A 26,310-nucleotide genomic window follows, 5' to 3' on the forward strand; every position below is an offset into this window, starting at 1 on the left:
CAAGAAAGGATAGTTCCGTATTACCGTTTTAAAAGCTTATTAAACAGCTTTTTGGCTTTGGCAAAAGGACTGTTCCTTTTCTGAATTGTTATAATGTCTGCGTTAATCGGGTATTTCTTTCTGCGGTATTCCCAATAAAGCAGCTTTGCGTTGCCTTCCGGCCAATCTTTCATAATTGTTACTGCATGAGATAAGCTCGAGAAATCATTCCCGATAAAGAAGTCGCACATTGACGCGAGATAGGTATCTTTCAGGATATCGATCCCGGCCCGCCTTTTTACGATATAGCTGTCAAGATACTTGACCTTCTCGTCCTCCTCGGCTCTCTTGGATTTGGTTGCCACAATCATAGAACCGTATTTCTGCTTGTATTCATTCAAAACCGCTTGGCTGTTTGTAACGAGGAATATCTTTTTGATATCATACTTGTCGACATATTTTTTAATTTCCCCGTGATACGGTGCGTTCGCTTTCAAAATCTCGCGTTTGCGCCAAAACAGGGGAATTTTAAACCGTGTCTGAAGCTTATCATCTTTGCTGTTTTGATAACCTTTTGGGTAAAACCTTGAGCCTTCTACTCTTCCGCTTTCGGCGTTATACTCATAATCCTTTTCCGGTGCGCACACATGAACAGCCAAAACAGGGCCTTCATCGCTGAGCCATGACCTGTAAAAACCATTGATTTCGGCGATTATATCCTGTTTTAACCGTATATATTTGTGAAACAGATAACTGTAGATTTGGTTTACTGTCATCCCGTACGCCGGATTATCCTTTTTTATATAAGGAATCAGGTCATATAAATCAAAATAGACATCGCCGACCACGACATTCTCTTTTCTGCTCAATATATCGCCAATATTTCTGTACACCAACTTATCCCTGTCTGGGTCATCCATCAGCAGATTATCTTCGTCCCATACCGGCGGGTAATAGGTGTATTCAGACTTGGCAACATCAAATATCGAATATTCTGAAACAGGCTCAAAATACAGTTCAAACCCGTTTGTATTGATAAAACCGTTATGCAGGCAATACGTCGGCCAATATACTACTGGCGTCCTGCCAGTAAGCTCGGCAATAAGAAGCTGGGATAAAACATGTTCAACGTCATTCCACAAAATATAGCTCCAGGCTTTTATGAGTAGAAATTTGTCGCTGGGCATTGTTTTTATCACTCCAATAAAAAACAAATATCACATTATAATATGACTGTGACAGGCTTTTGGTGTAAAACAAAAAAGGCAGGAAGCTCTGTGAGACAACGTCTCCGCAGTTTCCTGCGCGAAAATTGCATTATTTTAAGTTGAGCATGTTCCACTCTATTGTCCGTTTAAGTCCCTCACTGAAGGGCTTAAAGCTGGTTATGCCAAATTCAGAGCACGCTTTGGAAACATCAAGCTGAACACATTCCGGCGATTCTTCTATATTGCGGCCGGTCGGCGTTTTACGCTGTTCAATTTCAAGGCTGCTGCCGGTTTGGCGGCATATCTCCTCTGCCAATTGCCTTATGGATATCCTCTCATTAATGCCGACGTTATAGACAAAGTCTTTGCCGTAAAGGAGTATATTCAGCAGCATAATCACAGAGTCGGCAATGTAGCAGAACGGCCGCTCCTTTCTGCCGTCATCTATCATCTTAATCTTATGGTCAAAGAGCGCCTGGCGCATGAATTCACCCAAAACGCGCTTGTCATTGATGGTAACCCCCGGCCCGTAGGTCATTGAGATACGGGCTATCTTTACATCTAAATCTTCAAAATTGCGATAGCAGAAGCAGATGGTTTCCCCGAGGCGCTTTGCCTCCGAATAGACCGCCCGCACGCTCACCGGCGTGCAAAGCCCCGGGTAATCCTCCGGCGTCGGTATATGCGCCTTGTCCGGGTTGCCGTAAACCTCGGAAGAGCTTAAGAAAAGGAAGCTTGCCCCGTCATCTTTCGCTTTCTTCAGCAGACTTTCAGTAACCGCTGTGTTTAGGAGGATAGTTTCCCTGTACTTTTTTATAAACGTCGCCGGCTGGGCATAGGTCGCCCCGTGGATAATATAATCGGTTTTGAACGGAAGCTCCGGAACGCCGTCTTTGGCAAGGTCCGCCGATATAAAAGTGTAGCGGCCGCTGAATATATCGGACAGCTTGCTGCAGGGGGCGTTCCTGCTTGTGGCGACAATATTTATACCCGCGTCCTGAGTCAGATTCGCAAGGTGGAGCATATAGATAATATATGTTCCAATCAGCCCGTTGGCGCCGGTAATAAAGACTGTTTTACCTTTAAGCGGCGACAAATCAATCTTCTTTAGATACTCAAGGCAGTCCTCTTTAATGATTCTGTCCATAACAACGCCCCTTACTGTTTCACAAGGTCTGCGGCCCGCTGGCATATGGTATCTGCGCTCGGATAGTACGCCTTTTCCAAAACGTCGCTGGCAGGTGTGGGCGTATCCGGGCAGCATACCCTGACTATCGGCGCTTTTAGATGATGAAACGCCTTTTCACCGACAATTGCGGCTATCTCCGCGGCAACGCCGCCGGTTTTGCAGCCTGTATCTGTTATAAGGAGCCGTCCGGTTTTGGCGACGGATTCACAAATAATATCCTCGTCAATCGGCTTTATGGTTCTCGGGTCAACAATCTCGGCGGATATCCCTTGAGCCTGCAGTTTTTCCGCAGCCTTCATCGCCTCAACCACCATATACGAGACGGCGACAATCGTGATATCGGTGCCTTTTCTCCTTATGGCGCCTTTGCCGAAAGGTATGGCGTACAGGCTTTCCGGTACGCCGCCGGTGGTTTTGTATAGCCATCTATGCTCGACAAAAAGCACCGGCCCGTTATCCGCGATACTTGAAATCAGCAGCCCCTTTGCGTCATAGGGCGTCGCGGGCGCGGCGATTTTAAGCCCCGGCGTGTTCATCAGCATGCCCTGAACGCACTGGGAATGTTGGGCACCTGACCCCCAGCCGCGGGCGCTGATGGTCCGCACTACCATCGGGACATTGACCCTGCCGCCGAACATATAATGCCACTTGCTCGCATGGTTGGTCAGTTGGTCTAACGACAGCACCAGAAAATCCATCCTACTGTGAACCAGTATCGGCCTTAGCCCCGCCATGGCCGCGCCGGCGGCAAATCCGGTCAGCGAGTTCTCACAGATAGGGGTATCAAAAACCCGCTCCTTCCCGTATTTCTCTTGCAGCCCCTTGGTGGTGCCGAAAACCCCGGCCGGGTCGTCCACTCCCTCTCCCAATACAAAAACCCTGGGGTCTCTGGCAAGGGCCTGGTCGGTCGCTTCATATAGTGCGTCCTTATATGAGATAACCCTGTCTGAATCCGAGTCGCCTTTTATATAAAACTCTCCTAACTTTTCAACTTGAACTGTTGTCCAAGGCATAGCGAATCCCCTTTTTCATATAATTGAATTGCTTTATTTAGCGTAAACAGACTCCTCTAATTCCTTCGGCTCAGGCTTTGGTGAGCTTTGGGCAAATTCAAACGCCTCCTCAATCTCGGCGTTTATTTCATCGTGAATCCGTTTGTCTGTTTCGTCATCCAATATGCCTTTTGACCTCAGATAATCCCCGAACCATTTAATCGGGCACTTTGAAACCCAGTAATCATATTCTTCCTTAGGCCTATACCCCTTTCCGAGGTCGTCGACTGTACCGATATGCCCTTTCCACCTGTAGGTGAGGCATTCGATAAACGTCGGCCCATTTCCTTTTCTGCAGTTTTCAATGGCCTTTTTACCGATTTCCATTACCTTGATTACGTCGTTTCCGTCAATCTGCCAGCTTGGCATGTTATAGCTTTGCGCCCAGCGGTAAATGCCGTCTCCAGAATGGCGCGCCGTTACCTTAGAATTTATTGCGTAGAGGTTGTTTTCACATATATAGATTACCGGAAGCTTCTTCAGCGAAGCGAAATTCAGGCTCTCATGGAATGTGCCCTCATCCACTGCGCCGTCTCCGAAGAAAACTGCGGTTACCCGGTCGTTGTGCTGCAATTTTGAGGCGAGTGCCGTCCCTGTACCCAGAGGGATATCCCCGCCCACTATCGCGGTTGACCCGAATATGCCAACCTCGGGAGCCACCAGGTGCATTGAGCCGCCTCTCCCGCGGGAGCACCCAGTTTTTCTTAGGTACAGCTCGGCAATCATGCTCTTCAAATCGCCGCCTTTGGCGAGATACTGCGCATGACTGCGGTGCGTGCCGAAAACATAGTCGTCCTTTCTCAGTTGGCAGCAGATGCCGACGGCAACCGCCTCCTGACCAATCGACAAATGAATCGGCGTTTTTATTTCGTCATATTTATATTCCGCCTCAATCCTGCGCTCAACCAGTCGGATTTTCAGCATCATCGTGTATAAATCAATCAACCTGCAGTTTTCCACCACACCATCCCCTTCATAAAAACCTGCCTTATAACATAATATTGAGTTTGTAGGAATTTGTGATGAAGGGGTTCTGCGCAATCCTGCGGTCATACTTTCCTATAGATACCGCTCAAGGCCCTTTTCTTTCAGCCGCCCCACCAGCGCCTTTACATCCTGTACCCTATCCTTGGGGCATACAAGAACAGCGTCCTGCGTTACGGCGATTACCATATTGTTTACACCCACCGCCGCGACCAGCATATCGTTGCCGCAGATAATCGTATTTGATGTGTCTATGCCGACATAATTCCCCTTTATAGCGTTGCCGTCTTTGTCGGTGCCCAATACCCTCGGCAGGGCGCCGAGGCTGCCGATGTCGTCCCAGTCAAATCGCCCCTTTACTGCAGATATGGCACTGCATTTTTCCAAAACCCCGTTGTCAAAGGATATGTTTTCAAGCATATTGTAAGCGTTTTCAATAGCCAGCGGCAGCTGTCCATTATTCTCAGCCTTAACCGCTCTGGAAAGACTGTCAAAGTGATTGGGAAGATACTTCTTTACGTTCTTAAGAATAGCCTCCGCTGTACCGACGAGGATACCGCTGTTCCACAGATAATCCCCGGACTTCATATACCTTTCTGCGGTGGCAAGGTCCGGCTTTTCTACAAACCGCTCTACTTTATAAGCGCCGTTTTCGGCTTTTTCGCTTGCTATGTGAATATAGCCGTATCCGGTTGACGGGTAGGTTGGTGTTATGCCGATAACCACGAGATTATTGGTCTCTTCCGCCGCCCGGCAGGCCTGCATGACCGCAGCTCTGTAGCTGTTTTCGTCGCCCACATAGCCGTCCGCCGGAATAAAGCACAATACGCCCTGTCCCGCCTTTTCTTTTAGAATCATAGCGGCATAAGCGATACACGCGGCTGTGTTTTTGCGCATAGGCTCCAAAATTATATTTGAAACAGGGATAATATCCTCCACTGTTTTTCTCGTTATATCGAAAAGCTTCTTGTTTGTAATAATGAAACACTTGTCGTAAGGTACAATCTCCCTTATCCGGTCAATGGTTTGAAGCAGCATACATTTGCCGTTACCGACCTCTATAAACTGCTTGGGCCTGCTTTCCCTTGAGAGAGGCCACAACCTTGAGCCGGCACCGCCCGCCATAATAACCGCGAATCTATCCAAATTCATCACGCTCCAGAATAATATGAATACCGGCAATTTTAAATTTGCCTTAATGCTATATTTCATAATATGTCGCGTGATATTTTTTGCCCTGTAATCTATACAAAAAATGAAAGGGCATGCCGATTAATCACCGGTATACCCTATATTTGGCGCATTATGTTGAAATAGCAAAAAGACGTTGTCCGAATATCATGTTTAATAGAAGAAATGCCAGACTGGACGGGACTCGTATTATGCGGTAAACCCGTTTATTCAAAACCAAGTGGCAAGTTTTTAGCGTATCTTACTTTTGATATTGGAGATTTAACAATGATCAATTTAAAAAGGATTGTGAAGCCCTACGATATACACGGTATTTATGGAGAGGATTTAACAAAGGATGAAGCCGAGCTGATTGGGAAGGCTTTCGGGACTTTCCTAAGGCAAAATGGTGAGAAAAATGCCATAGTGGGCAGTGACAACCGAAAGTTCTCGCCTGATTTGAAGCTCTGTATCATAAATGGGCTTCGTTCCGCAGGCATTGACGTCATAAATATCGGCACTGTAACAAGCCCTATATTTTACTATGCAGGCATAGACTTTGGCGTCAGCGCCGGAATTATGGTGACGGCGAGCCGTAATTCTGAGAAATACAACGGTTTTAAAATTCTGTACGGGGGCAGAATGCTATACGGGTCCGAGCTACAGAAAATACGCCTTCTCGCGGAAAAGGGTGCCTTTGAGCTCGGAAAAGGCAGCTATAAATTCCGCTCTCCGGTAAATGATTATATAAATATGATTGCAAAGAGGATAAAACTCGGCAGGCACAAGGTAAAAGTGGCTGTCGACTGTGGGAGCGGTGCCACCGGCCTCTGCGCCCCCGCAATATTGAAGAAGCTCGGCTGTAGCATCGTTCCGCTGTCATGTGATTCAAACGCCTCATTTCCAAATTATCTATCTGGTCCGGCCCGGGCTGAAAACATGAAGTTACTGATAGACACTGTAAAGGAACATCATGCGGATTTAGGGCTCAGCTTCGACATTGACGGGGACCGGCTCGGGGTCGTCGATGAAACTGGCAATATCATCTGGGGCGATGACCTGATGATACTGTTCTGCAGGGAGATCCTGCCCCGCCATCCCCACGCCGATGTCATTGTTGATGTCGAATCTTCAGAAAAACTGATTCATGAAATAATACGGCTCGGCGGCAGGCCAATATTCTGCAGGGGCGGTTATTCACCCATAAAGGTTCAAATGGCAAAATATAATGCGCCCTTTGCAGGGGATATATCGGGTCATATGTTCTTCGCCGACAAATATTACGGTTATGGCGACGCAATTTACGCGGCCGCACGGCTGCTGCGGATTTTGACCAATGCAAATAAACCCTTGAGTCTGCTTTTGTCCGACCTTCCAAAAACATTCGTGACGCCGGAAATCAGGATCCCCTGCAAAGAAGATGAAAAATCGGATATCGTTCAAAAGGTCAGCATTGAGCTGCGCAGGCAGGCCACCGATACGGTGGAAGCGGACGGAATCCGCGCTTATTTTGACGACGGCTGGGGCCTTGTATGCGCGTCTGACACAGAATCTGAGCTTATTGTCAGGTGCGAAGGTAAAAACGAAGATGCTTGTGAGCGGATAAAACAGGTTTTGGCGAATGCCCTCAAGCCCTATGTCAGCAGCCGCAGCCGCAGCCTGCATAGCCTTACCCGTCAGCAGGAAGGCAGTTAAGTTATATCTGCGCAAATATAAAGGCGGCCAATATCTTTTGAATATTGGCCGCCTTTGATTTAGTTTTCACCTAAATTCTTCTTAATAAGCTCAATGCGTTGTCTGACACAACCGGCGGAATTCAACGGGTCAGGAGGAGTATTAAAGGCATAGTCAAGCAACCTATCCACTGTTGTCACCGCAACATGGACTCTTGTATCGCTTGAGGCATAGTAGATGTAAACGTCGCCGTTTTCTTTTGCAATGGCGCCGTTTGTAAACACCACATTCGATACGTCTCCGACCCTCTCAGTGCCGAAAGGCGCAATCAAATACCCTGCGGGCTCCGCAATTATACGTTCTACATCATCCAGCGCTGTCACATACAGATAGATTACATACCTGAGTCCTGAGGCAGTGCCGCGGACACCATGTGCGATATGTATCCAGCCCCGCGGTGTCTTTATCGGGACACAGCCCTCGCCGTTTTTAGCCTCGGTTATCGTATGATACCTCCGCGGGCTTAAAACTTTTTCCTTTTCTATGACCGGGTTCGTGATATCATCGCAGTATCCTATGCAAATGCCGCTTCCGCTCCCAGCCTCAATGAAGCTGTCCATAGGCCGGGTGTAAAAGCAGTACTTCCCGTTGACGAATTCGGGATGCAGCACGACATTGCGCTGCTGAGGCGACGGCGTTTTGAGGTAAGGCAACCGCTCCCAGTGTTCAAGGTCATGGGTGCGGACTATCGCCGCCCTCGCCACCGCTGATGACAAATCATCGGCCGGCGCGTCCGGATCCTTGTGCTCCGCGCAGTAGACACCATAAATCCAGCCGTCCTCATGGTAAGTCAAGCGCATATCATAGACGTTGGTCTCCTCAATGTCTGAGTCCGGCAAAACAATGGGATAATCGCGGAAGCAGAACCCGTCGATCCCGTTTTTGCTTTCCGCCACGGCGAAGAAGGATTTGCGGTCAACTCCCTCTACTCTCGCCACGAGGCAGTATTTCCCGTCAAACTCTATTGCGCCCGGATTAAAAACCGCGTTAATGCCCATCCTTTCCTGAAAGAAGGGGTTGCTTTTCTCGTTAAGGTCGTAGCGCCAAGCAAGGGGGACATGTTCTCTTGTGAGCACCGGGTTTTGATAGCGCACATATATGCCGTTGTCATCATCGGCCGGCTTGTTCTTCTGCTGGACCAGTGCACAGTATTTGTTCAGCCTGTTAATGTACTTTGTCTTAAACACTGAATCCATTCCGGAGAGCATTTTCAGCGCCTCTATGCACATTCGGCCGTTGTGATAAGGGCACTTCCATGAGGAAACAACTGGAATTTGAAGTGGATTGTCCCGCTCATCGAGTTCTGAATACCATTCCCCAGTATTGCGGTCAAATACGTTGTTCCTGATATAATTCCACAGGTTGACGCCTGCCGCCAGAAACTTGTGACTGCAGGTTTTTAAACCGGCGTTTAAAAATCCTACTACGCTTTCCGCCTGAACCCACCAGATTTTATGCCTGTCAGTAACCCCTTTCACCGTTTCATTTATAACTCCGTCCGATGAATAGGCGCTTTTGTAGATTTCTTTGGCGATAGCAAGCGTCAGCGGAAGCCGCTCTATTCCAAGTGCTTCCGTCGCGCGGTCGATAAGCCAGCTTGCCTCTATGTCATGCCCATATGAGCGTATATCAAGCACTTCGTTAAAATCTTCGTCAAAGAATACCTTTAAACTTCTTTTCTTTTCATCATAAATCTTTGTTTTAACTATGTCCAACAAATACGCCAGTCGTCTTCCCACGCGTTTGTCATGTGTCGCCTTGTAAAGCGTCGTATATGCTTCTATCAGATGCAGATGAGTATTCATTGTGCGTGCCGCATTGATGCCGTGCTCACTGAGCATCTCATTGTTTTTCACCCGCCAGCTGCGGTCAAACTCCTCAAGATAGCCCTTTTCGTCCCTGCATTTATCCTCGACAAGTTCAAAAAGGCTTAGCGCAAGCGAGCGGGCCAAGGCATCGCCGGTCGAGATTGAATATTGAGCAAGCGCGTAAATACCGAATGACTGCACATATGTATGCTTTCTGTCATCAAGCGGCGTTCCGTCATAATTTACTGACCAATATAGGCCTCCTTTTTCCTTGTCAAGGAATCTATCCTTGAGGAATCTGAAGGCATGTTCCGCGCATGAAAGGGCGGCTTCATCCTTGTTCAGAGCATAGACAGCGGAGAAAAACCAGAGGATTCGCGAATTTAGTATGCAGCCCTTTGCTGCTTTTTTATCAACCTTTCCGTTAAAATCCGCGAAACTGTAAAACCCACCGTATGTGTCATCCCGCAAGCCGCTCCAAAACGGAACCAGCCTGTTAAACAGCTCATCTTCTAATTCATCTTTAAGTATCATATTCATATCGCATATTCCTTTTTTAACGAATCTCAGCATTATTGCAGAATTTCAGCCTTTTACCGAACCTGATGTAAAACCGTTGTAAATATATTTCTGAAGTGCGAGAAAAGCTATAAGCGTAGGAACCATTACAAGGATTACGCCTGCGCAAATTACTTCCCATGAGCTGCCGTACGGACCCTTGAACCTGAACAACGACGTTGACATGGTACCAAGGTTCGAGTCAGGCATATAAAGAAATGGAATATAAAAGTCGTTATAGATGGCGACGCCCCTAATAATGGCAATAGTTGCGATTGCGGGCTTTAGATTAGGCAGTATGCATCTGAAGAAAATCGTAAAATAAGAAGCCCCATCTAGCATTGCTGATTCGTCAATACTGACAGGCAGACAATCAACAAACTGCATCATTATATAAATGCTCATCACATCTGCGCCAAGATAGAGCACAATGGCCGACCATATCGTGTCAACGAGGTGAAGGTGCGCCACAATCTGATATGTAGCAACCTGTGTCGTAACCATAGGAATAAGCATAGCGGCAAAGAATAGTCCCAAAATCAGTTTTTTACCCCAAAAATCAAATCGACTCACAACATAGCCGACCATTGCGCCAAAGAGTATTGACCCAGTCAGGGAAAACGCGAGGATAATGACTGTATTCTTAAAGCCGTTAAGCATGCCCCCATCGATAAAAGCGGTTTTGAAGTTGCTTATGTTTGCAAAACTTTTGGGTAGGGCAAGCTTACTCATAGTATAAAACTCAGTATGGTCTTTAAAAGACCCGAGCACTATCGTTAGAATCGGCAGGATGAAAATCAAAGACATAAGTATCAGTGTAAAGTACTTTAAAATATCAAATATAATCTTTTTTATCTTCAAAGCTAAATAGCGTTTTTCTAAACTATCCGCGGCCGCAGCGTTTTTGTTACCGTACATGATCAATCATCCCCCTTGATAAGTACGTTTGAAAGTATAGTCGTTACGGAAACGATAATCAAAACCACCACAGCCATTGCGGATGCAAGACCTACATGCTGAAGAGTAAATGCGGTGTTTACCGTCTGGATAACAAACGTGTTTGTCCCGTTAGCTCCCGATGTCATAATATACGGTATTTCAAATACGCTTATGGCTCCGGAAATATTCAGAATTAAATTGAGCTTTATAATATTTTTAACGCTGGGAATCGTAATATATCTGGTTCTTTGCCAAGCAGATGCTCCATCGAGTACAGCAGCTTCAATGATGTCATCCGGAATTGATTGGATTGCACCGAGAAATATTATAAAGTTGTAGCCGAAATATCTCCAAATTGACGTAGCCGCCAATGAATAATTCGCGATATGAGGATTTCCGAGCCACTGGGGCGTCCCCGTTATGCCAAACAGCTTGAGTACTGCATCAAGCGTCCCTTGCGGCTGGAAAAAGAATACAAAAATGAGTGAGATAGCAACACTGTTAATAAGATATGGAAAGAAAAACAGCCCTTTGAATACATTCTTTGCAAAAACCTTTGAGTTCAGAACAACAGCGAAGTAGAACGCAATCGCTATCTGAATTAGACCACCGAAAAAGTAATAGAGACTGTTGAATAAAGGTTTAAAATTTGCTGGATTTGTGAAAATCCTTTTATAGTTAGCAAAACCTATAAACCTTTTGGTCAAGCTATATCCGTTCCAGTCTGTAAAACTGTACCAAATCATATTCATTGCCGGGATAAATGTGAAAACTATTAGGAATAAAACAGGAAGTATCAGAAACGATATGATGGTTATTCTTTTCTGTACTTTGTAGCTTAAATTTCGAAACATATCCTCACAACCTAACACAAAACGTAAAGCCCGGTTTTAGAAAAAGGGAGGCCTCAGAGACTTTTATGCAAAAGCCTTCTGGGACACCTCCCGATATTACATTTTCTTCCTTAATCAGAAACCGCATGTTGTCTTAGCTTCGTTCCATCTCTTGTTAAGCTCTTTAACAACTTGGTCAAATTTACCCTGCTGGGATGCAATCGCTACATCCTGAAGATACATTCCACCCCAGAAGTCTATTCCGGCTTCATTGCCAATTTTGGTCATGTTTGAGCCTTCTTCTCCTGTTTCACCCGGCTCACCCATGATCACAGTAACTCCGGTTGCCATGAAGTCCTTGATTACCTTGTCTGAACTCTCCTGCCCCTTGATAATCGGTGCAAAGCCCTGAGTTCCAGCAAAATCTGAGGCCGTAAATTCCATGAGATATTTTCTAGCAAGGTCATAATACTTTGTATTCTTTGCAATACCCATCATATAGTCCTGTGACGCGTAGGTATACAGCTTTCCTGTGTTGTCAGTTGGAATCGGAGCAAAACCGATATCGTCCGGGTTTGTTGCTGCTGCAGCCATCTGAGGAACCGCCCAGCTGCCGAGGAACATCATACCAACTTTTCCTGTGCCGAGGTCGGATTTTGACTGCTCCCAGTTTGTAGTTGTAAGGTCAGGCTCAACCCATTTGTTGCTTACAAGCTTGTTCAGGATACTCAGCGAAACACCGTACGGCTTATCCGCGCTGAACAAATCGGTGGTCTTATAAACAGTATTTTGCCAGTTCCCGTCGTGGGATGCGAAAAGCGGAATTGCATCGAAAGCGGAGGAAAGGGGCCATTTATCCTTGAAGTTAATCGCAACTGGTACAATGCCGGCTGCTTTAAGCTTTGCGCAGGCATCATAAAGACCGTCAAGCGTGGTCGGGAACTCGTCTATTCCGGCCTTTTTGAATGCAGCTTTGTTGTAAACCGCTCCGACAATGCTGAGACCATAGCTTAAACCATATACGTCATAGCTTCCGTCGCTGTTCTTAATTCCGTCAACATATGTATAGTAGTAATCTTTAAGATCGTCGTCATTGCTGTTTCCTATTTTGGCGAAAAACGAGGGTAAATCTGATGTCGCTACGCCTGTTGGAATATCAAGTACATCGCCGTAATTTCCGCTCGAAAGACGTGTCTTTACTTCCGTTGCATAGTCGGTTATTGCCTCAAACTTTACTTTAGCTCCGGTCTCTTTTTCGAATTTATCCGCAAACTTATCGAGCCATCCGCTTCCGTCGGATTTAGTAAGGTTTGTCCAGTGAGTCAAAACCTTAAGCGTTACATTCGAATTCTTTGAGCCAGAGGACGATTTCTTGTTGTTTGAGCAGCCTGCAAAGGAAACAACCATTGCTGCCGCAACAAAGAGACAAATTAGCTTTTTCATCGTTTTTCCTCCTTGTTAAGTAAATTATATAAACGTAACGTTACACTTATTATTGTACCCACTTCCGCAGCTTTGTCAATAATATTATTAGAATAATCTTGGCGTAGCTGCAATTTTTTATTATATTGATGCATTTTTGCAATACTTTTTGTTTATTGTGCACAATAATTGTGGGGTTGTCGTTCCTTTCCTGCTTATGAAATACTTTACGTCACTATGTGAGTGTTACTTAATTTATCATATAACAGATGTTAACTCATAAAATGTGCAAATCTATAACTAATATTGTCGGCGGGTATCTCAAAGGTATAGATGGAAGGCGCATACTGCAGCATCCGCTATAGTCTGCCTGCGCTTTATGCTTTTATGCCTGCAGATCTTAAAGTCTCATATTGCCTCTCATAAGGTTTTTATCTTTAAGTTTCTCTGACCGCAATCCGACGGGCGAATAATTATCGATAAAAAAGCGCCGCACATTCAAGTGCGGCGCTTGATTCTGGTGCTTATCTGACTTTTTATTTTTAATCTCTCGGTGCGGCAAGTGACTTCCTGTTCACGATCTTGCCTTTTACCAACATCCTATTGTTGTTTGCCGTATTTTTGTTTATCTTTTTCATAATCGTTCTTATTGCCATATTTGCCATCTCATCCAGGCTTATATGCACGGTGGTAATCGGAGGGTCACATAACTTCGAATGAGCCGTATCATCAAAACCGGCTATCGAGATATCCTCCGGGATTCTGTACCCATGCCGCTTCAGTTTATTTACGAGCGAAAGGGCAATCTCGTCGCAGTTGCAGACAAATGCCGTCGGCATTTCGTCCGGCAGTTCTATATCTATGGTTATACCGTCTTCTGTTCTGTCATTCAGAATCCACTTAGGATTCAGCGGTATATTGTATTCAAGCAGAGCCTTGTAATAGCCGAGATACCTGTCCTGTATGCTGCTTGTAGAGTTTATATTGCCTACAAACCCTATTCTTCTGTGCCCTTTTTTGATAAGGGCATTTGTTATCTCATAGGCTCCAAAAAAGTTGTCTGTAATTATACTTGGCACATCGAATCCGTCGTAATAAAAGTCTAAGAAAATAAGCGGCAATTCATAGCTGACAAGATTCTTGAGATATTTCCTTGAAAACTGACCCAATACGATCAGGCCGTCGGCCGCGCGGTTTTTTACCGCGTCGGGGACAATTAACTCCTTTTCGCTTTCGGTGTCTACTATAACAAGTTTTGTGTCAATGCCGAGCTTGTCAAGCTTTTCCGAAAGAACCTTGAAAAGCTTTATATAAAAAGAGTCGCTTCTTCCGAGAAAATGCTCCGGGGTCATCACAATAATTTTAGATATATCACATTCCTGCTGAGTGCTGCCTTTATAGACATAACCAAGCTCTTTCGCCGTTTCAAGTACCTTGTCACGCATCGACTCAGAAACGTCGCTCTGTCCCCTCAGCACCTTTGAGACAGTGACCTTTGAAACTCCGACTTTGTCGGCTATATCCTGCATACTAACCCTATTTTTCATCTTCTCTTTGGCTCCTAATATTTTGATATTCTATGACAAACATACCGGTTTGGGTTTTCCCCGGCATCGTTTTTGCTGTTCTCATCTGATTTTTGGTGTAACGTTATATTTCAATAAATATAATACTTGAATTTAAATCGTTGTCAATAGCAGGAATATAAAGTGTCGAAAACTATCCTGCTTTATTAAACGATGCCGCAATTTACCAACATTTTTCCGTCAAAGTAATTCTGATGATAAATTATTAAAAAATCTATTGACATAATGATACCGCATAGTATAATAATTGTAAAGTAACAATAAAGTAACTTTTGCCGATTTTTTTGGGAAGGTTATGATTTTATGAAAAACTTCAAGATTATAGGTGAGGCGCTGCCCCAAATGCCCTGGCAGGACAGGCCCAAGGGCTGCACGAGTGCTGTCTGGCGCTATACATCAAACCCGATTATTGATTGGAACCCGACCCCGAAAACAGCACGGGTGTTCAACAGCGCGGTCGTTCCGTACAAAGGCGGCTTTATGGGCGTTTTCCGGGCTGACCATAAGGACGGTATAGCTCGGCTGCACTTAGGCAGAAGCTCCGACGGTTTATCCTGGGAGATTGACGATGATGAGATCCGCTGGTATGACGAGAACGGCAATCCTTTTCAACCCCGATATGCTTACGACCCAAGAGTGATAAAGATTGAAGACAAATATTATATCGTCTGGTGCACTGATTTTGGCGGAGCGGCTCTGGGACTTGGCGTCACAGAGGATTTTAAAACCTTCACAAGGCTTGAAAACCCCTTTATTCCCTTCAACCGCAACGGCGTTTTGTTCCCCCGCAGAATCGGAGGCAAATATGTAATGCTCAGCCGCCCGAGCGACAGCGGACATACTCCTTTCGGCGATATTTTCATAAGCGAAAGCCCCGACCTCGTCTATTGGGGCAGGCACAGGCGCGTAATGACCAAAGGCGGCGGCTGGTGGCAAAGAGTTAAAATAGGAGCCGGTCCGGCGCCGATTGAAACAAATGCCGGATGGCTGCTTTTCTATCACGGCGTTTCGGGCACATGCAACGGCTTCGTTTACAGCTTCGGCGCGGCCCTCCTTGACCTTGACAATCCCAGCAAGGTGCTCTACCGCACAAAGGAGTATCTGCTGACACCGGAAAAGGATTACGAGACACGCGGATTTGTACCCAATGTCGTATTCCCATGCGCAACTCTCCAGGACGCAGAAACCGGCAGAATCGCGATCTATTACGGCGCCGCGGATACTTATGTCGCCGTTGCGTTCACTCAGCTTGATCTGATTATGGACGAATTAATCAACAACTCTTCTCTCTGCCCGGGTGACAGCGATGAGTACATATAATACGTTTTCTTACATAAAGGGCGTAACCTGGGGCTTTATGAGCCCGCGCGGCGCATGGGAAACAAAAAGCGCAAAACAATCGCTGAAACTTATGGCGAAAAAAACCGGAGCCGATACGGTAGTGTTGGCGCCTACCGCTTATCAGGCGAATGAAAAGTCAACCGTGATAGACTACACCGGCGAAGGAACGGTAAGTCCCGAAGAAGTGGTCAGTATTATAGAATTGTCTCACAGTCTGGGGCTCCGTGTTATCCTAAAACCTATTCTCAATATAAAAAGCGGATTATGGCGCGCCTTTATTGACATGGGCAGCGATGAGCAAGCATGGAAAGAGTGGTTTGCCTCGTATGAAGAATTTATTTTGGACTTTGCGAGGATAGCCGAATCAACGCATTGCTTTATGTTTTGCGCCGGGTGCGAGATGATCGGCACCGAGAAAAGAGAAGCCGAATGGCGGGCTCTCCTTCAAAAAATCCGCGGAGTTTACAGCGGTTATCTTACCTACAACACTGATAAATACCGCGAGGAAAAGGTAGACTTTTGGGACGCGGTCGACGCCGTATCAGCCAGCGGCTATTATGCAATCAACGAATGGCCGGAGCAGCTTTCAAGGATTGCGCGCTTTGTTGAGCAAGTCAAGAAACCGTTCTTTTTCATGGAGGCTGGCTGTCCATCCCGTGAGGGTTCGGCAATGGAGCCCTACAACTGGGAACATAAAGGGCGTTTAAGTCTGTCTGAACAGAAGAAGTATTATCAAACAATGTTTGATAGTACCGACCCATACCCTTGGTTTAAGGGATTTGGGCTGTGGGATTGGCCTGCCGAGCTTTATCCTGAGAGCAAGGGAAAAGAAAACGACGATTACTGCATCTTTGGAAAACCGGCCTGCAATGTCGTCAAAAAATATTATACCAAGAAGAAGGAATCAGCTTGAACAGAAAATTTTATTTTTCTGAAAGTGAGATAAACCCCTTATCTAAGCTCTACAAAGAGCAGATAGAGAATCTTGAAAACTACCGCGGCGTCGGCGATCCTCCCGCCGACTACGACGCATATTGGGACAGGGCCAAGGCGGAACTCAACGCGCTGCCCATAAGCTACGAGCTGGCTGAGCCGGAATTCCATCCGCGCGGCTGCAAGGCATACAACCTGTATTTTACCGGTGCCGGCGGAGCAAAAATCCACTGCCAGCTGCTTATACCAAAAAACATTAAGGGAAAAATGCCAGGTGTGGCAATGTTTCACGGTTACTGGACCAATATCGGTGACTGGTCGTCAAAGCTCGGCTATGTCGAAGAGGGCTTCTGCGTCTTGGCAATGGATGTGCGAGGCCAAGGCGGAGAAAGCGAGGATAACGGCGTTTACAGAAAAGGCAACACACAGAGCGGACATATAATAAGAGGCCTTGAATCCGAAAATCCGGACAACATGTTCTACAGAAACGTATTCCTTGACGCGGCGCAGACTGCAAAAATTTTAATGAGTTTCGATTTCGTCGATGAAAACAATGTTTTTGCGACAGGTGCGTCTCAAGGCGGCGCTCTTACCGTAGCATGTGCAAGCCTCGTACCGTCCCTTAAAGGTGCGGCGCCGGTTTATCCTTTTTTATGCGATTTCCGCGGTATCTATAAGTTTAATTTTGACTGCCCCTGCTATGAAGAGATAACCTGGTATTTCCGCCAGCGCGACCCGCTTCACAGAAAAGAAGATTTCTTCTTTGACCGGCTTGGCTATATTGACCTCAAGAACCGCACAAAGGATATAAAATGCGATGTTTTGTGGACTACGGCGCTGATGGACAAGGTTTGCCCTCCCTTCTCGCAGATGGCAGCATATAACGGCATAACATCAAATAAACAGCGTGTGTTTTTCCCTGAATACGGTCATGAATACCTCCCATATTCAGGTGATTATATCCTTGAGTTTTTTGAAAGCCTCCTTTAATTAACTATTGCTTCTGCTTCCCTGCCGAAGCAATACATATCCCCTTCATACTCCCTGGATACTTGATTAGCAGTTGACTGGGCTGCTTTAAGTATCACAGGGAGCTTTTTTGCTCATTTTGGCGGCAGTAAAAAGGGCTTTCGGTCTTTTGGACCGAAAGCCCTAATCACTGTTTTACGGTTGCATCTTATTCGATTGTAAACGTGACGTCGCCGAGAGACGGGTCAACCAACAGCATTATGCCCTCTTTTGTTTCTTCCCCTGTTGCACCGGAAAGTCCGCTGACTTTTGAAATACCCCGCATCCGCACACACAGGCCCGTCGCTTTTCCCTCAAAATGAATGGTTACGCGGCTCCCGTCTTTGCGCGCCTCAACCCGCAGCATAGGACTTCCGTCCTGATTAAAGATTTCCGCCTGTGCCGGCTCATAATCTGAAAGCTCAAATACCTCCAGTGTCAGGCCGTTGGAGTAATCATAATCGGGCCTCTGCTCGTTGTTACCGAGCGCAAGTATTGTATTCGGTCTGACAAACAGCGGCAGGCCAAAATAGTCATAGTGCTCCCGCCTCCATGAGCCGCCTTCGACGGTCTCATTGGTAAGCAAATGTGTCCATTTCCCCTTTGGCAGATAGTATTCCACCGTTCCGTCCTCATGGAAAATAGGTGCGACCAACAGCGAATCGCCCAGCATGTACTGGCGATCCAGCGAATCGCAGGTGGGGTCATCGGGGAACTCCAGCACCATTGCACGCATACAGGGCACACCGGTACGGTGAGTTTCGCAGGCCATCGAGTATAGGTACGGCATCAAGCGGCATTTCAGTTTTGTAAAGTAACGAACTACATCGACGGACTCCTCGTCGAACAACCACGGCACTCGGTAACTGTTGCTGCCATGCAGGCGGCTGTGGGTAGAAAGCAGGCCAAAGGCAGCCCAGCGTTTGTAGAGGTCAGGTGTCGCCGTATTCTCAAAGCCGCTGATATCGTGGCTCCAGAACCCGAATCCGGAAAGGCACAGAGAAAGTCCCCCGCGCAAGCTCTCCGCCATAGAACTGTACTTTGCCTCGCAGTCACCGCCCCAATGCACCGGGTATTGCTGTCCTCCGACTGTGGCGCTGCGTGCAAACAGAACGGCATTGTTCTCGCCGAAGTTTTTGCGCAACAGTTCAAACACTGTGCGGTTGTAAAGTAATGTATAATAGTTGTGCATCATCTCTGGGTCGGAACCGTCATAATAGACTACATCGGTTGGGATTCTCTCGCCGAAATCTGTCTTAAAGCAGTCTACGCCGAGATCAATCAGCCTCTGCAGTTTGCTGCAGTACCAGTCGCAGGCTGCCGGATTAGTAAAGTCCACGATTGCCATACCCGGCTGCCAGAGATCCCACTGCCATACATCGCCGTTCGGCCGCTTCAAGAAATACCCATTTTTGCGTCCTTCCTCAAATAGCGCCGACTTCTGGGCAATGTAAGGATTGATCCAGACGCAGATTTTAAGGCCTTTCTGCTTGAGGCGCGCAAGCATACCCTTGACATCAGAGAACACCTGTGGGTCCCATTCAAAGTTGCACCACTCATACTCCTTCATCCAGAAACAATCGAAATGAAATACGTGCAACGGAATATCCCGCTCGGCCATGCCGTCAACAAAGCTGTTGACAGTATTTTCGTCGTACTGGGTTGTAAAAGAAGTGGTCAGCCACAGACCAAAAGTCCATGCGGGAGGCAGTGCAGGACGTCCGGTGAGGGAAGTGTAGTTCCGCAGTGCCCCTTTCATGTCATCTCCGCCTATGACCATATATTCCAGCTTTTCGCCCGGCACGCTGAACTGGACACAAGACACTGTTTCCGAAGCAATCTCGTAGGAAACGCGGCCGCTGTTGTTGACGAATACGCCGTACCCACGGTTGGAAATATAAAACGGCACATTCTTATATGCGAGATCAGAGCAGGTGCCGCCGTCCGCATTCCATATATCGACCGTCTGTCCGTTTTTGACAAACGGGGTAAACCGCTCGCCGAGTCCGTACAGTTTTTCGCCTATCTCGAGGCCAAACTGCTCCAGCATAAATTTGCCCCATGGAGCACTCACATAGGCAAGGGGACGGTCTGACGTACCGGTAAGAAACCGGCCGTCATAGAAATATCTGACGCGGAAATGTGCGCAGGAAACTACTGCGGTGAGTTTGCCGCTCGAGATTCTAATTTCGTCCTCAGTGCGCTCTACCTTAAGCTCGCAGGGTTCTTCATATATCTGAAAACGCGGTTCCTTTTTAGCGGTTCCTGCAAAATGCACAGCTTCAACCCGCAATACGTCCGGCCTTGGAGCTGTAAAACGGATTGTAAGCAGCGGGTGATTCAGGGTCTGCCCTCGGTCGGTCACATTGAGGTTTGCGGCATAAATGGTAACGCTGTCTTTCTCCTCTTTTATGTCGCGTACTTGAACGGCGCGGCTAAACTCCACGCCCGGTTTTTTGAGCCAATATCCGTCGGTAAATTTCATTGAATCAGCTTCCTTTCAGGAATGTTGGTTTTTGATGATTCTCAGAGGGATTGTTAAGGTGCTGCTCCCGAAATTTCGAGGGAGAGATACCGTAAAATGTGCGGAATGCCTTGCTGAAATAGTTGCTGTCCTTGTAGCCTAACCGCTCCGAGATTGACTGTATACGGAGATCGTTTTCCAAAAGCAGCTCCTTGGCGCGGGTCATGCGGGATTTTAAAACGTACTCATAGATTCCGGTATCGTATTTTTCTCGAAATAGTCTTGAAATATATTCTTTCGAAAAATGGAATTTATCAACCAGCTCAGAGAGATGAATATCACGGGCATAGTTGCGGTCCAGATAATCCTTGACGGCATCAGCCAGACGTTCCGCGCCCAGGGAGGAAGGTTCATTTTGTTCCCCGCGCTGCACGTGGTTCTCTTCGTCGAGGAGGTCCCGTGCTTTTTTCAGCGCGCTGTTAAGGTCCTCCTCAACAATAGGCTTCAGCAGGTAGTCGATTACATGATACTGTATTGCAGTTCGGGCAAAGGTAAATTCGTCATAGCCGCTGACCACAATAATCTTTGCGTGCGGAAATTCCGGATATGCCGTTTTCAAAAACTCGCTGCCGTTCATCATCGGCATCTTCATGTCCAAGAAAACAATATCAGGCCGGAGCTCTCTCATAGCGGAAAGACCCGATTTCCCGTCATAAGCGGACTCCGGCTCGGCTATATCTAACTGGTACCAGTTACCCAATGCTTTTATTACACGATGAACTGGTTTTTCATCGTCGATTATCAACGATCGATACATGAAGCTCCCCCCTTCTGACTTAGAGGAATCATCAAATCTACTCTCGTCCCCGTGCCGGGTGTACTCGAAATCAAAAGAGAAGCACGTCCGTCATAAAGTATCTTAAGCCGCGCAGCAAGGTTCGGCAGGCCAATGCTGCTGCCCTCCGCGTTGTCCAGTTCTGTCATGCTGCGAACCTCAGCAAGCCGCTCTTCAGTCATCCCCTTTCCGTTATCAGTTACAGTAATACGGAGAAAATCGTTCGAAGTGCGCACTTGAACCGCTATGGAAATCAATTCGCAGCTGTTTTCCAATCCGTGTTTGATGGAGTTTTCCACCAGTGACAGAATAGAAATCTTGGGTATCATCTGCTCTTCAAGTGCCTTATCCGCATCAATGCTGTAGGCAAGCCTGTCCTCAAACCGGGCAGTCTGTAAAAACAGATATTGGCGCACATGCTTTAATTCCGTCCTGACCGGAACTAAGTCCTTTTCCCGGACGGAATACCGCAGTAAAGACGCCAGCGATTCGACCATGCGCTGTATCGTTTTTTGGCCGGAAAGCACCGCCTCTGTGGAAATCGTTTGCAGCGTGTTGTAAAGGAAATGCGGGTCCACCTGCGCTTCCAGTGCTTTCATTTGCGCAATTTTTTCATGGAGTTCGGCGACGTAATTCTTCTGGATCAGCTCGTCGATCTGCTCCGTCATCCGGTTAAACTGTTCTGCCAAGTTGTTTACCTCGGCACTGCCGCCCCCTTGTACTTTTGTCTTGAAGTCACCGCGTCCTACGTTCTGCATTTGTTTTGCCAGCATCTGCAGCGGGCGAAGCTGAGCGCGGATCAGCGCATAGATAACACCGGCAGAAATGATAAAGGCAACCAAAACTAAAAGCAGGCTGATATTTCGCGTGTTGACTACCGGTTGGCGAAGAACATCCTGCGGCAGAAGCCGGATAAGCTTCCACCTTCCGTTTGCAGTATCGCTGAACACTGCTAAGTATTCTTCTCCCGAAAGCTGCACAGAACAGCTCCCTTTGCTGTTTTTGCCCGAAAGCGCAGAAGCGACAAGTGGCAGAGAATTTGTATTCAGAACATTGCCATCACTCGAAAAAGCAAGTTTTCCATCCTGATCTATTATTCCAAGAATTCCTTGAACACCGCTGCTGTCAGAAGAAAGATTGCGGCAGAACGAATCGTCTACCGTTATCTTTACGAAAGCAAGCGGTCGGCGATTGCTGATATTGATATACAGACGGCATATTGTCAAAAACTTTTTGCCGTCTCCATATTCTGTGCGGAAAGTCAGGTAATTGCCCTTTGCAGCATAAGTCTGTCTATACAAGTAAATCTCATCAGCGGAACCAAAGGGAAAACTCCTCACATTAAAATCGGAACTGCTGATACTGAAACAGGTTTTGCTTTTCAGCAGGTAAAACTGGTATGAAACCACATCATTGCGCGATAAAAAAGTGTTCCTGAGCAAGGAGCTGACAGTGGAATAAGCAGAATAATCAATAGGTTTTCCGGAATTTATAATATTGAATATCTGGTCATTATACCGCAGCTGCATGGTATAGTCCTCTAATTGATTCATATAGCTGACGTAATTGTTTTTCTTCAGGTCCAGGATTTCCAAATTCGAATCAGACTGCTGCCGGTTGATGATATCAATGGTACGCTGATAGTTAAAGACCGTAATGGCCGTAAAAGAAAAAAATACAATCAGCGTAATGGCAATCATCATCTGTTTTACGACTGTCATCTGATGAAATTTTTCCTTGACCCTGACCAGAATGTGCATCTGGTTGCCTCTCCATTTCCTTATATGACGGAATTTTTATAAATTATAGCATAAAAAATTATACGAGTTAAGGATTTTTTTGTATCTCTTTTTACCCCTAATAGTTTTCGATTTTCACTTTTCTTTTAACAATAAACATATTATCATAGGGTGAAATGAAAGCTAACAGCATATTGTTCGTTCAAAAAAGCAAGGAGGTAAAATATGAAAAAGTTGATTGCCTTGTCTCTTTGCGCAGTTCTTCTGGCCGGTACCATAGCCGGTTGCTCAAGAGGCGAAAAAACAACTAACAGTACAGCTTCATCAAAGAGTCCCGTTACCTTAAACTTCATGTTGAACAGTCCGGAACTTACTGATCAGTACAAAGCCATGGCAGCTGAGTACAAGAAAGTTGCTCCGAACGTCACCATCAACATGACAATCATTCAAAACGACTATCAGACAGTATTAAAATCCAAACTAAATTCAGGCAATATTCCCGACCTGTTCATGTCCAGTGCTTATAACGACAACAAGGTCTATCAAGACTATGCTTACGACCTGACAAACGAAAGTTTCATGAAGAATTTTAACCCGGTGTTCCTCAAGAGTGTTACATTAGACAATAAGATTACAGGATATCCGTTCCTTGTCCAGTCTCATTCCTTTATTTACAATAAAGATCTGTTCAAAAAAGCAGGAATTACTAAACTGCCCACTACACTGGACGATTACAAGGAAGTTTGTGAAAAACTGCAGGCTAAGGGCATTCAGCCGTTCAGCTCCGGTTTTGCTGAATGGTGGGTTCTGCCTCAGATGACCTACCCGTCTATGAGTGACGCATACGATGGCGATTACAACAAGCTCTTCAGTGACATTAAGAGCGGCAAGTTAAAATTCGGCGATCTCCCGCAGGTTGACTTTGCTCTTGATTTGATCGACCTTGTTAAGAAATACAGCGGCTCTAAACCGATGGAGTCCACTGCAGATATGCAAGTTTCCGACTTTGCCAACGGTAAAGTTGCCATGATCCATCAGGGCTCATGGGAAGAGGATTCTATCCGCAAGATTAACAAAGACATCGACATGGGTTACCTTGAAGCTCCCCGCATGGACGGAAAATCTGTTATAGCCGTCGATTCAAACCTGACTATGCGCGTTTCAAAAGATTCCAAAAACCTTAAAGAAGTTCTCTCATTCCTGGATTGGCTGACCACTTCTGATTACGGCAAATCTTGGATTCCGGAAGTTGTCAAGCAAATTTCCCCGCAGAAAGATGCAGCAAGCCCCGATACACAACTGGCTAAGGAAACTGCAAAGGCTGTAAATGACGGGAAAACATGCCAGTGGTGGATATTCTGCGGCCCCGATGGTATCGAACAGCCGTTCGGCACAGCATTCCAAAACTACGCAGCGGGTGCTTCCCGTCAGCAAACTAAAGACAATTTGACTAAGATATTTGTAGATGCCTATAACGCAGAAAGCTGACAGTAAAATCATTTATCAGGTCTGGTGAGGGGGACGTTTTTGCCCCCCTCATTTTTGACCAAATCCTGGAGGTCTAAGTCTATGAATCAGGCACGGAGAAAAAAAGTCAGCCATGCTCTGGAGTTTCTTGGCTTTACTATGCCCGCAGTAATTGCAATCCTACTGTTTGTCGGAATTCCCTTTTTCATGTGCATTTTTTATTCTTTACGCAAATGGAACGGCATTCAGCGTAAATCAACTTTCATCGGGCTTCAGAACTATATTCGTGCTTTTACTAATGACTCTACGTTTATAAAAGCCATCGGATATACGCTGCTCTATGCCCTTCTGACGGTTATCCTGATCAATATAATAGCTCTGCTCCTTTCAGCGATTCTGGAACAGTCAAACTTATGGGGCAAAGGATTTTTTAGGGCTGCTTTTTACATTCCGAATATTATCAGTCTTATTATTATCGGCTTTATCTGGAAGTTTATTTTCGGACGAGCTTTTGAAGCGATACATCAGGCGACAGGCATTAGAGCATTCGGATGGAGCTGGCTGGGGCAACCCAAACTGGCAGTTATCAGCACTGTACTTGTCACTGTGTGGCAGGCGCTCGGATTCTACATGCTGATATATATTGCCGGGCTGCAGTCCGTGCCGGATGATGTTCTGGAAGCCGCAACAATTGACGGCGCGGGTAAAGTCCGCCGCTTCTTCTCGGTTGTTTTGCCCTTGATCGTTCCATCTATTACAGTATGTACCTTCTACTCGATTGCAAACTCTCTGAAAATGTTTGAACTAATCTTCACACTCACCGGCGGCGGTCCGGGCGATGCAACGACTTCTGTTGCACTTGATATCTACAACACCGCCTTTAATAGTAACCAGTATGGCTACGGCAGTGCCAAATCCGTTATCCTGTTCGTCATGGTGGCCTTTATCACCATTCTGCAGGTAACCCTATTCAAGAAAAAGGAGATAGAGGCATGAAAAAGACAAAAACTTCCTCCATTATTACATTTGTCGTTATGCTGATCATCCTGGCCTGCTACCTCTCCCCTTTGCTGCTCATGGTGTTCGGCTCCTTTAAATCCTACAGCGAAATCATGTCTCACGTTTTGGAAGTACCACAGCGTTTTTCCTTTGACAACTTCAAAAATGTTTTTGAAAGCATGAACTATCCGAGGTCATTCCTCAATACGCTGTTTGTCACAGTGTTTGGCGTCGCTGGTATTGTTGTTATCAGCTCCCTCGCAGGATATAAGCTTTCTCGTACCAAAACACGTTACAGCTACCTCATCTTCCTGTTCTGCATTATGCCAATGATGATTCCGTTCCAATCCTTTATGATTACACTGGTAAAGCTGGCAAAAGAGCTTGGCATGCTCGGCAACCTTTATGGACTTGGTATCATCTACTGGGGACTTGGTGCGCCGCTTTCAATCTTCCTGTATCATGGATTCGTCAAGGGAATCCCGCATGAACTTGAAGAGTGCGCTTCGCTGGATGGCTGCTCGCCGCTGCGTATGTTTGTCAGCATTATTTTCCCAATGCTCAAGCCGGTTACAGCAAGTGTAGTTGTCGTCAACGCCATGTGGATCTGGAATGACTTCTTGCTCCCCCTTCTTACCATCAACAGCAACGACTCTGTCAAAACCCTCCAGCTCGCTGCCTATGGTTTTATGGGACAGTATAAAATGGAATGGCAGAACATTATGGCCGGTGCCATACTGATTATCATTCCGGCACTGATTATCTACCTGATTTTCCAGAAAAACATCGTCAAGGGTATGGTCGCAGGTGCCGTCAAAGGCTGACAGCTCTAGAACTTTACCAATTCTTATTTTTAAAGAGCACTGCAAAGCGAAAAGTTTTGCAGTGCTCTTTTAGTATATTTAGCGCAAGCCTCAAGGAGATTGGCAGGCACCAGCGCATAACATTTAAATAATCTAAAAAAAGCGGTATCTGTTGTGTCCAATTCAACAGGTACCGCTTTTTATTTATTACAGTATATTAGACAAAATTAAAATTCAAAAACTATTCTTGTCTTAGGCT

The 26,310-nt window shown here is 46.2% G+C and carries 20 protein-coding genes and 1 pseudogene; 7 read left to right on the forward strand and 14 right to left on the reverse strand.

What is annotated here, in order from left to right:
• Positions 1 to 20 precede the first annotated feature (20 nt).
• The 5 genes from V6C21_RS01255 to V6C21_RS01275 form a co-directional block, all read right to left on the reverse strand.
• Positions 21 to 1,166: an O-fucosyltransferase family protein gene (locus tag V6C21_RS01255; RefSeq protein ID WP_034843521.1), complete on the reverse strand. Its 1,146-nt coding sequence runs from the start codon at positions 1,164 to 1,166 to the stop codon at positions 21 to 23.
• Positions 1,167 to 1,296: 130 nt separating this feature from the next.
• On the reverse strand, positions 1,297 to 2,334 hold the full coding sequence (locus V6C21_RS01260; RefSeq protein WP_034843519.1) for an NAD-dependent epimerase/dehydratase family protein: 1,038 nt from the start codon (positions 2,332 to 2,334) through the stop codon (positions 1,297 to 1,299).
• A gap of 11 nt (positions 2,335 to 2,345) precedes the next feature.
• A complete protein-coding gene (locus tag V6C21_RS01265; protein WP_034843518.1) occupies positions 2,346 to 3,389 on the reverse strand; it encodes an alpha-ketoacid dehydrogenase subunit beta in 1,044 nt (347 codons plus the stop codon).
• 33 nt (positions 3,390 to 3,422) lie between these two features.
• Positions 3,423 to 4,388 carry a thiamine pyrophosphate-dependent dehydrogenase E1 component subunit alpha gene (locus V6C21_RS01270; RefSeq protein ID WP_479268138.1) on the reverse strand — a complete coding sequence of 322 codons (966 nt, stop codon included), beginning with the start codon at positions 4,386 to 4,388 and terminating at the stop codon, positions 3,423 to 3,425.
• Between the two features lie 99 nt (positions 4,389 to 4,487).
• Positions 4,488 to 5,558 (reverse strand): mannose-1-phosphate guanylyltransferase, encoded by a 1,071-nt coding sequence (locus V6C21_RS01275; RefSeq protein WP_479268139.1) that lies wholly within the window; start codon positions 5,556 to 5,558, stop codon positions 4,488 to 4,490.
• A 312-nt stretch (positions 5,559 to 5,870) separates the two neighbouring features.
• Here V6C21_RS01275 and V6C21_RS01280 point away from each other — a divergent pair, with 312 nt between their 5' ends.
• Positions 5,871 to 7,277, forward strand: a complete 1,407-nt coding sequence (locus V6C21_RS01280) for a phosphomannomutase/phosphoglucomutase (protein ID WP_479268140.1) — start codon at positions 5,871 to 5,873, stop codon at positions 7,275 to 7,277.
• A 59-nt stretch (positions 7,278 to 7,336) separates the two neighbouring features.
• Here V6C21_RS01280 and V6C21_RS01285 read toward each other — a convergent pair whose 3' ends face one another.
• The 6 genes and pseudogenes from V6C21_RS01285 to V6C21_RS01310 all read right to left on the reverse strand — a co-directional run bounded on the left by V6C21_RS01285 (position 7,337) and on the right by V6C21_RS01310 (position 14,423).
• A complete protein-coding gene (locus tag V6C21_RS01285) occupies positions 7,337 to 8,512 on the reverse strand; it encodes a glycoside hydrolase family 130 protein (RefSeq protein WP_045086072.1) in 1,176 nt (391 codons plus the stop codon).
• A gap of 75 nt (positions 8,513 to 8,587) precedes the next feature.
• Positions 8,588 to 9,697: pseudogene (locus V6C21_RS01290) on the reverse strand (AGE family epimerase/isomerase); the annotation flags it as partial.
• Positions 9,698 to 9,709: 12 nt separating this feature from the next.
• On the reverse strand, positions 9,710 to 10,600 hold the full coding sequence (locus V6C21_RS01295) for a carbohydrate ABC transporter permease (RefSeq protein WP_479268141.1): 891 nt from the start codon (positions 10,598 to 10,600) through the stop codon (positions 9,710 to 9,712).
• A gap of 2 nt (positions 10,601 to 10,602) precedes the next feature.
• Positions 10,603 to 11,367: a carbohydrate ABC transporter permease gene (locus V6C21_RS01300; RefSeq protein ID WP_479268142.1), complete on the reverse strand. Its 765-nt coding sequence runs from the start codon at positions 11,365 to 11,367 to the stop codon at positions 10,603 to 10,605.
• 222 nt (positions 11,368 to 11,589) lie between these two features.
• On the reverse strand, positions 11,590 to 12,897 hold the full coding sequence (locus V6C21_RS01305; protein ID WP_479268143.1) for an ABC transporter substrate-binding protein: 1,308 nt from the start codon (positions 12,895 to 12,897) through the stop codon (positions 11,590 to 11,592).
• Between the two features lie 521 nt (positions 12,898 to 13,418).
• On the reverse strand, positions 13,419 to 14,423 hold the full coding sequence (locus V6C21_RS01310; protein WP_479268144.1) for a LacI family DNA-binding transcriptional regulator: 1,005 nt from the start codon (positions 14,421 to 14,423) through the stop codon (positions 13,419 to 13,421).
• A gap of 342 nt (positions 14,424 to 14,765) precedes the next feature.
• Here V6C21_RS01310 and V6C21_RS01315 point away from each other — a divergent pair, with 342 nt between their 5' ends.
• From V6C21_RS01315 to V6C21_RS01325, 3 genes are read left to right on the forward strand one after another with little or no spacing between them, the layout of a single operon-like run.
• The gene (locus tag V6C21_RS01315) at positions 14,766 to 15,782 is read left to right on the forward strand and encodes a glycoside hydrolase family 130 protein (protein WP_045085861.1); all 1,017 of its coding nucleotides are present in this window, start codon (positions 14,766 to 14,768) and stop codon (positions 15,780 to 15,782) included.
• Complete coding sequence (locus V6C21_RS01320; RefSeq protein WP_045085862.1) at positions 15,769 to 16,716, forward strand: glycoside hydrolase family 113; 948 nt, start codon at positions 15,769 to 15,771, stop codon at positions 16,714 to 16,716. Before V6C21_RS01315 ends, V6C21_RS01320 begins: the two co-directional genes overlap by 14 nt.
• Positions 16,713 to 17,726, forward strand: a complete 1,014-nt coding sequence (locus V6C21_RS01325) for an acetylxylan esterase (protein ID WP_479268145.1) — start codon at positions 16,713 to 16,715, stop codon at positions 17,724 to 17,726. Before V6C21_RS01320 ends, V6C21_RS01325 begins: the two co-directional genes overlap by 4 nt.
• A gap of 187 nt (positions 17,727 to 17,913) precedes the next feature.
• Here V6C21_RS01325 and yicI read toward each other — a convergent pair whose 3' ends face one another.
• From yicI to V6C21_RS01340, 3 genes are read right to left on the reverse strand one after another with little or no spacing between them, the layout of a single operon-like run.
• Positions 17,914 to 20,229, reverse strand: coding sequence for an alpha-xylosidase (gene yicI / locus V6C21_RS01330; protein WP_479268146.1), 2,316 nt, complete (start codon positions 20,227 to 20,229; stop codon positions 17,914 to 17,916).
• Positions 20,230 to 20,233: 4 nt separating this feature from the next.
• A complete protein-coding gene (locus V6C21_RS01335; RefSeq protein ID WP_045085864.1) occupies positions 20,234 to 21,025 on the reverse strand; it encodes a response regulator transcription factor in 792 nt (263 codons plus the stop codon).
• On the reverse strand, positions 21,010 to 22,803 hold the full coding sequence (locus tag V6C21_RS01340) for a sensor histidine kinase (RefSeq protein ID WP_479268147.1): 1,794 nt from the start codon (positions 22,801 to 22,803) through the stop codon (positions 21,010 to 21,012). The genes V6C21_RS01335 and V6C21_RS01340 overlap by 16 nt, the downstream gene beginning before the upstream one ends.
• A 204-nt stretch (positions 22,804 to 23,007) precedes the next feature.
• On the opposite strand from V6C21_RS01340, the gene V6C21_RS01345 reads away from it, so the two are divergent.
• The 3 genes from V6C21_RS01345 (at position 23,008) to V6C21_RS01355 (ending at position 26,072) form a co-directional block, all read left to right on the forward strand.
• On the forward strand, positions 23,008 to 24,270 hold the full coding sequence (locus tag V6C21_RS01345; protein WP_479268148.1) for an ABC transporter substrate-binding protein: 1,263 nt from the start codon (positions 23,008 to 23,010) through the stop codon (positions 24,268 to 24,270).
• An 81-nt stretch (positions 24,271 to 24,351) separates the two neighbouring features.
• Positions 24,352 to 25,245 (forward strand): carbohydrate ABC transporter permease, encoded by an 894-nt coding sequence (locus tag V6C21_RS01350; RefSeq protein ID WP_034843508.1) that lies wholly within the window; start codon positions 24,352 to 24,354, stop codon positions 25,243 to 25,245.
• Positions 25,242 to 26,072: a carbohydrate ABC transporter permease gene (locus V6C21_RS01355; protein WP_479268149.1), complete on the forward strand. Its 831-nt coding sequence runs from the start codon at positions 25,242 to 25,244 to the stop codon at positions 26,070 to 26,072. The genes V6C21_RS01350 and V6C21_RS01355 overlap by 4 nt, the downstream gene beginning before the upstream one ends.
• Positions 26,073 to 26,310: the final 238 nt, after the last annotated feature.

The sequence above is a fragment of the [Clostridium] cellulosi genome, from assembly GCF_036762875.1.
GTDB classification, from domain to species: Bacteria; Bacillota; Clostridia; order Oscillospirales; family Ethanoligenentaceae; genus Ruminiclostridium_D; species Ruminiclostridium_D cellulosi.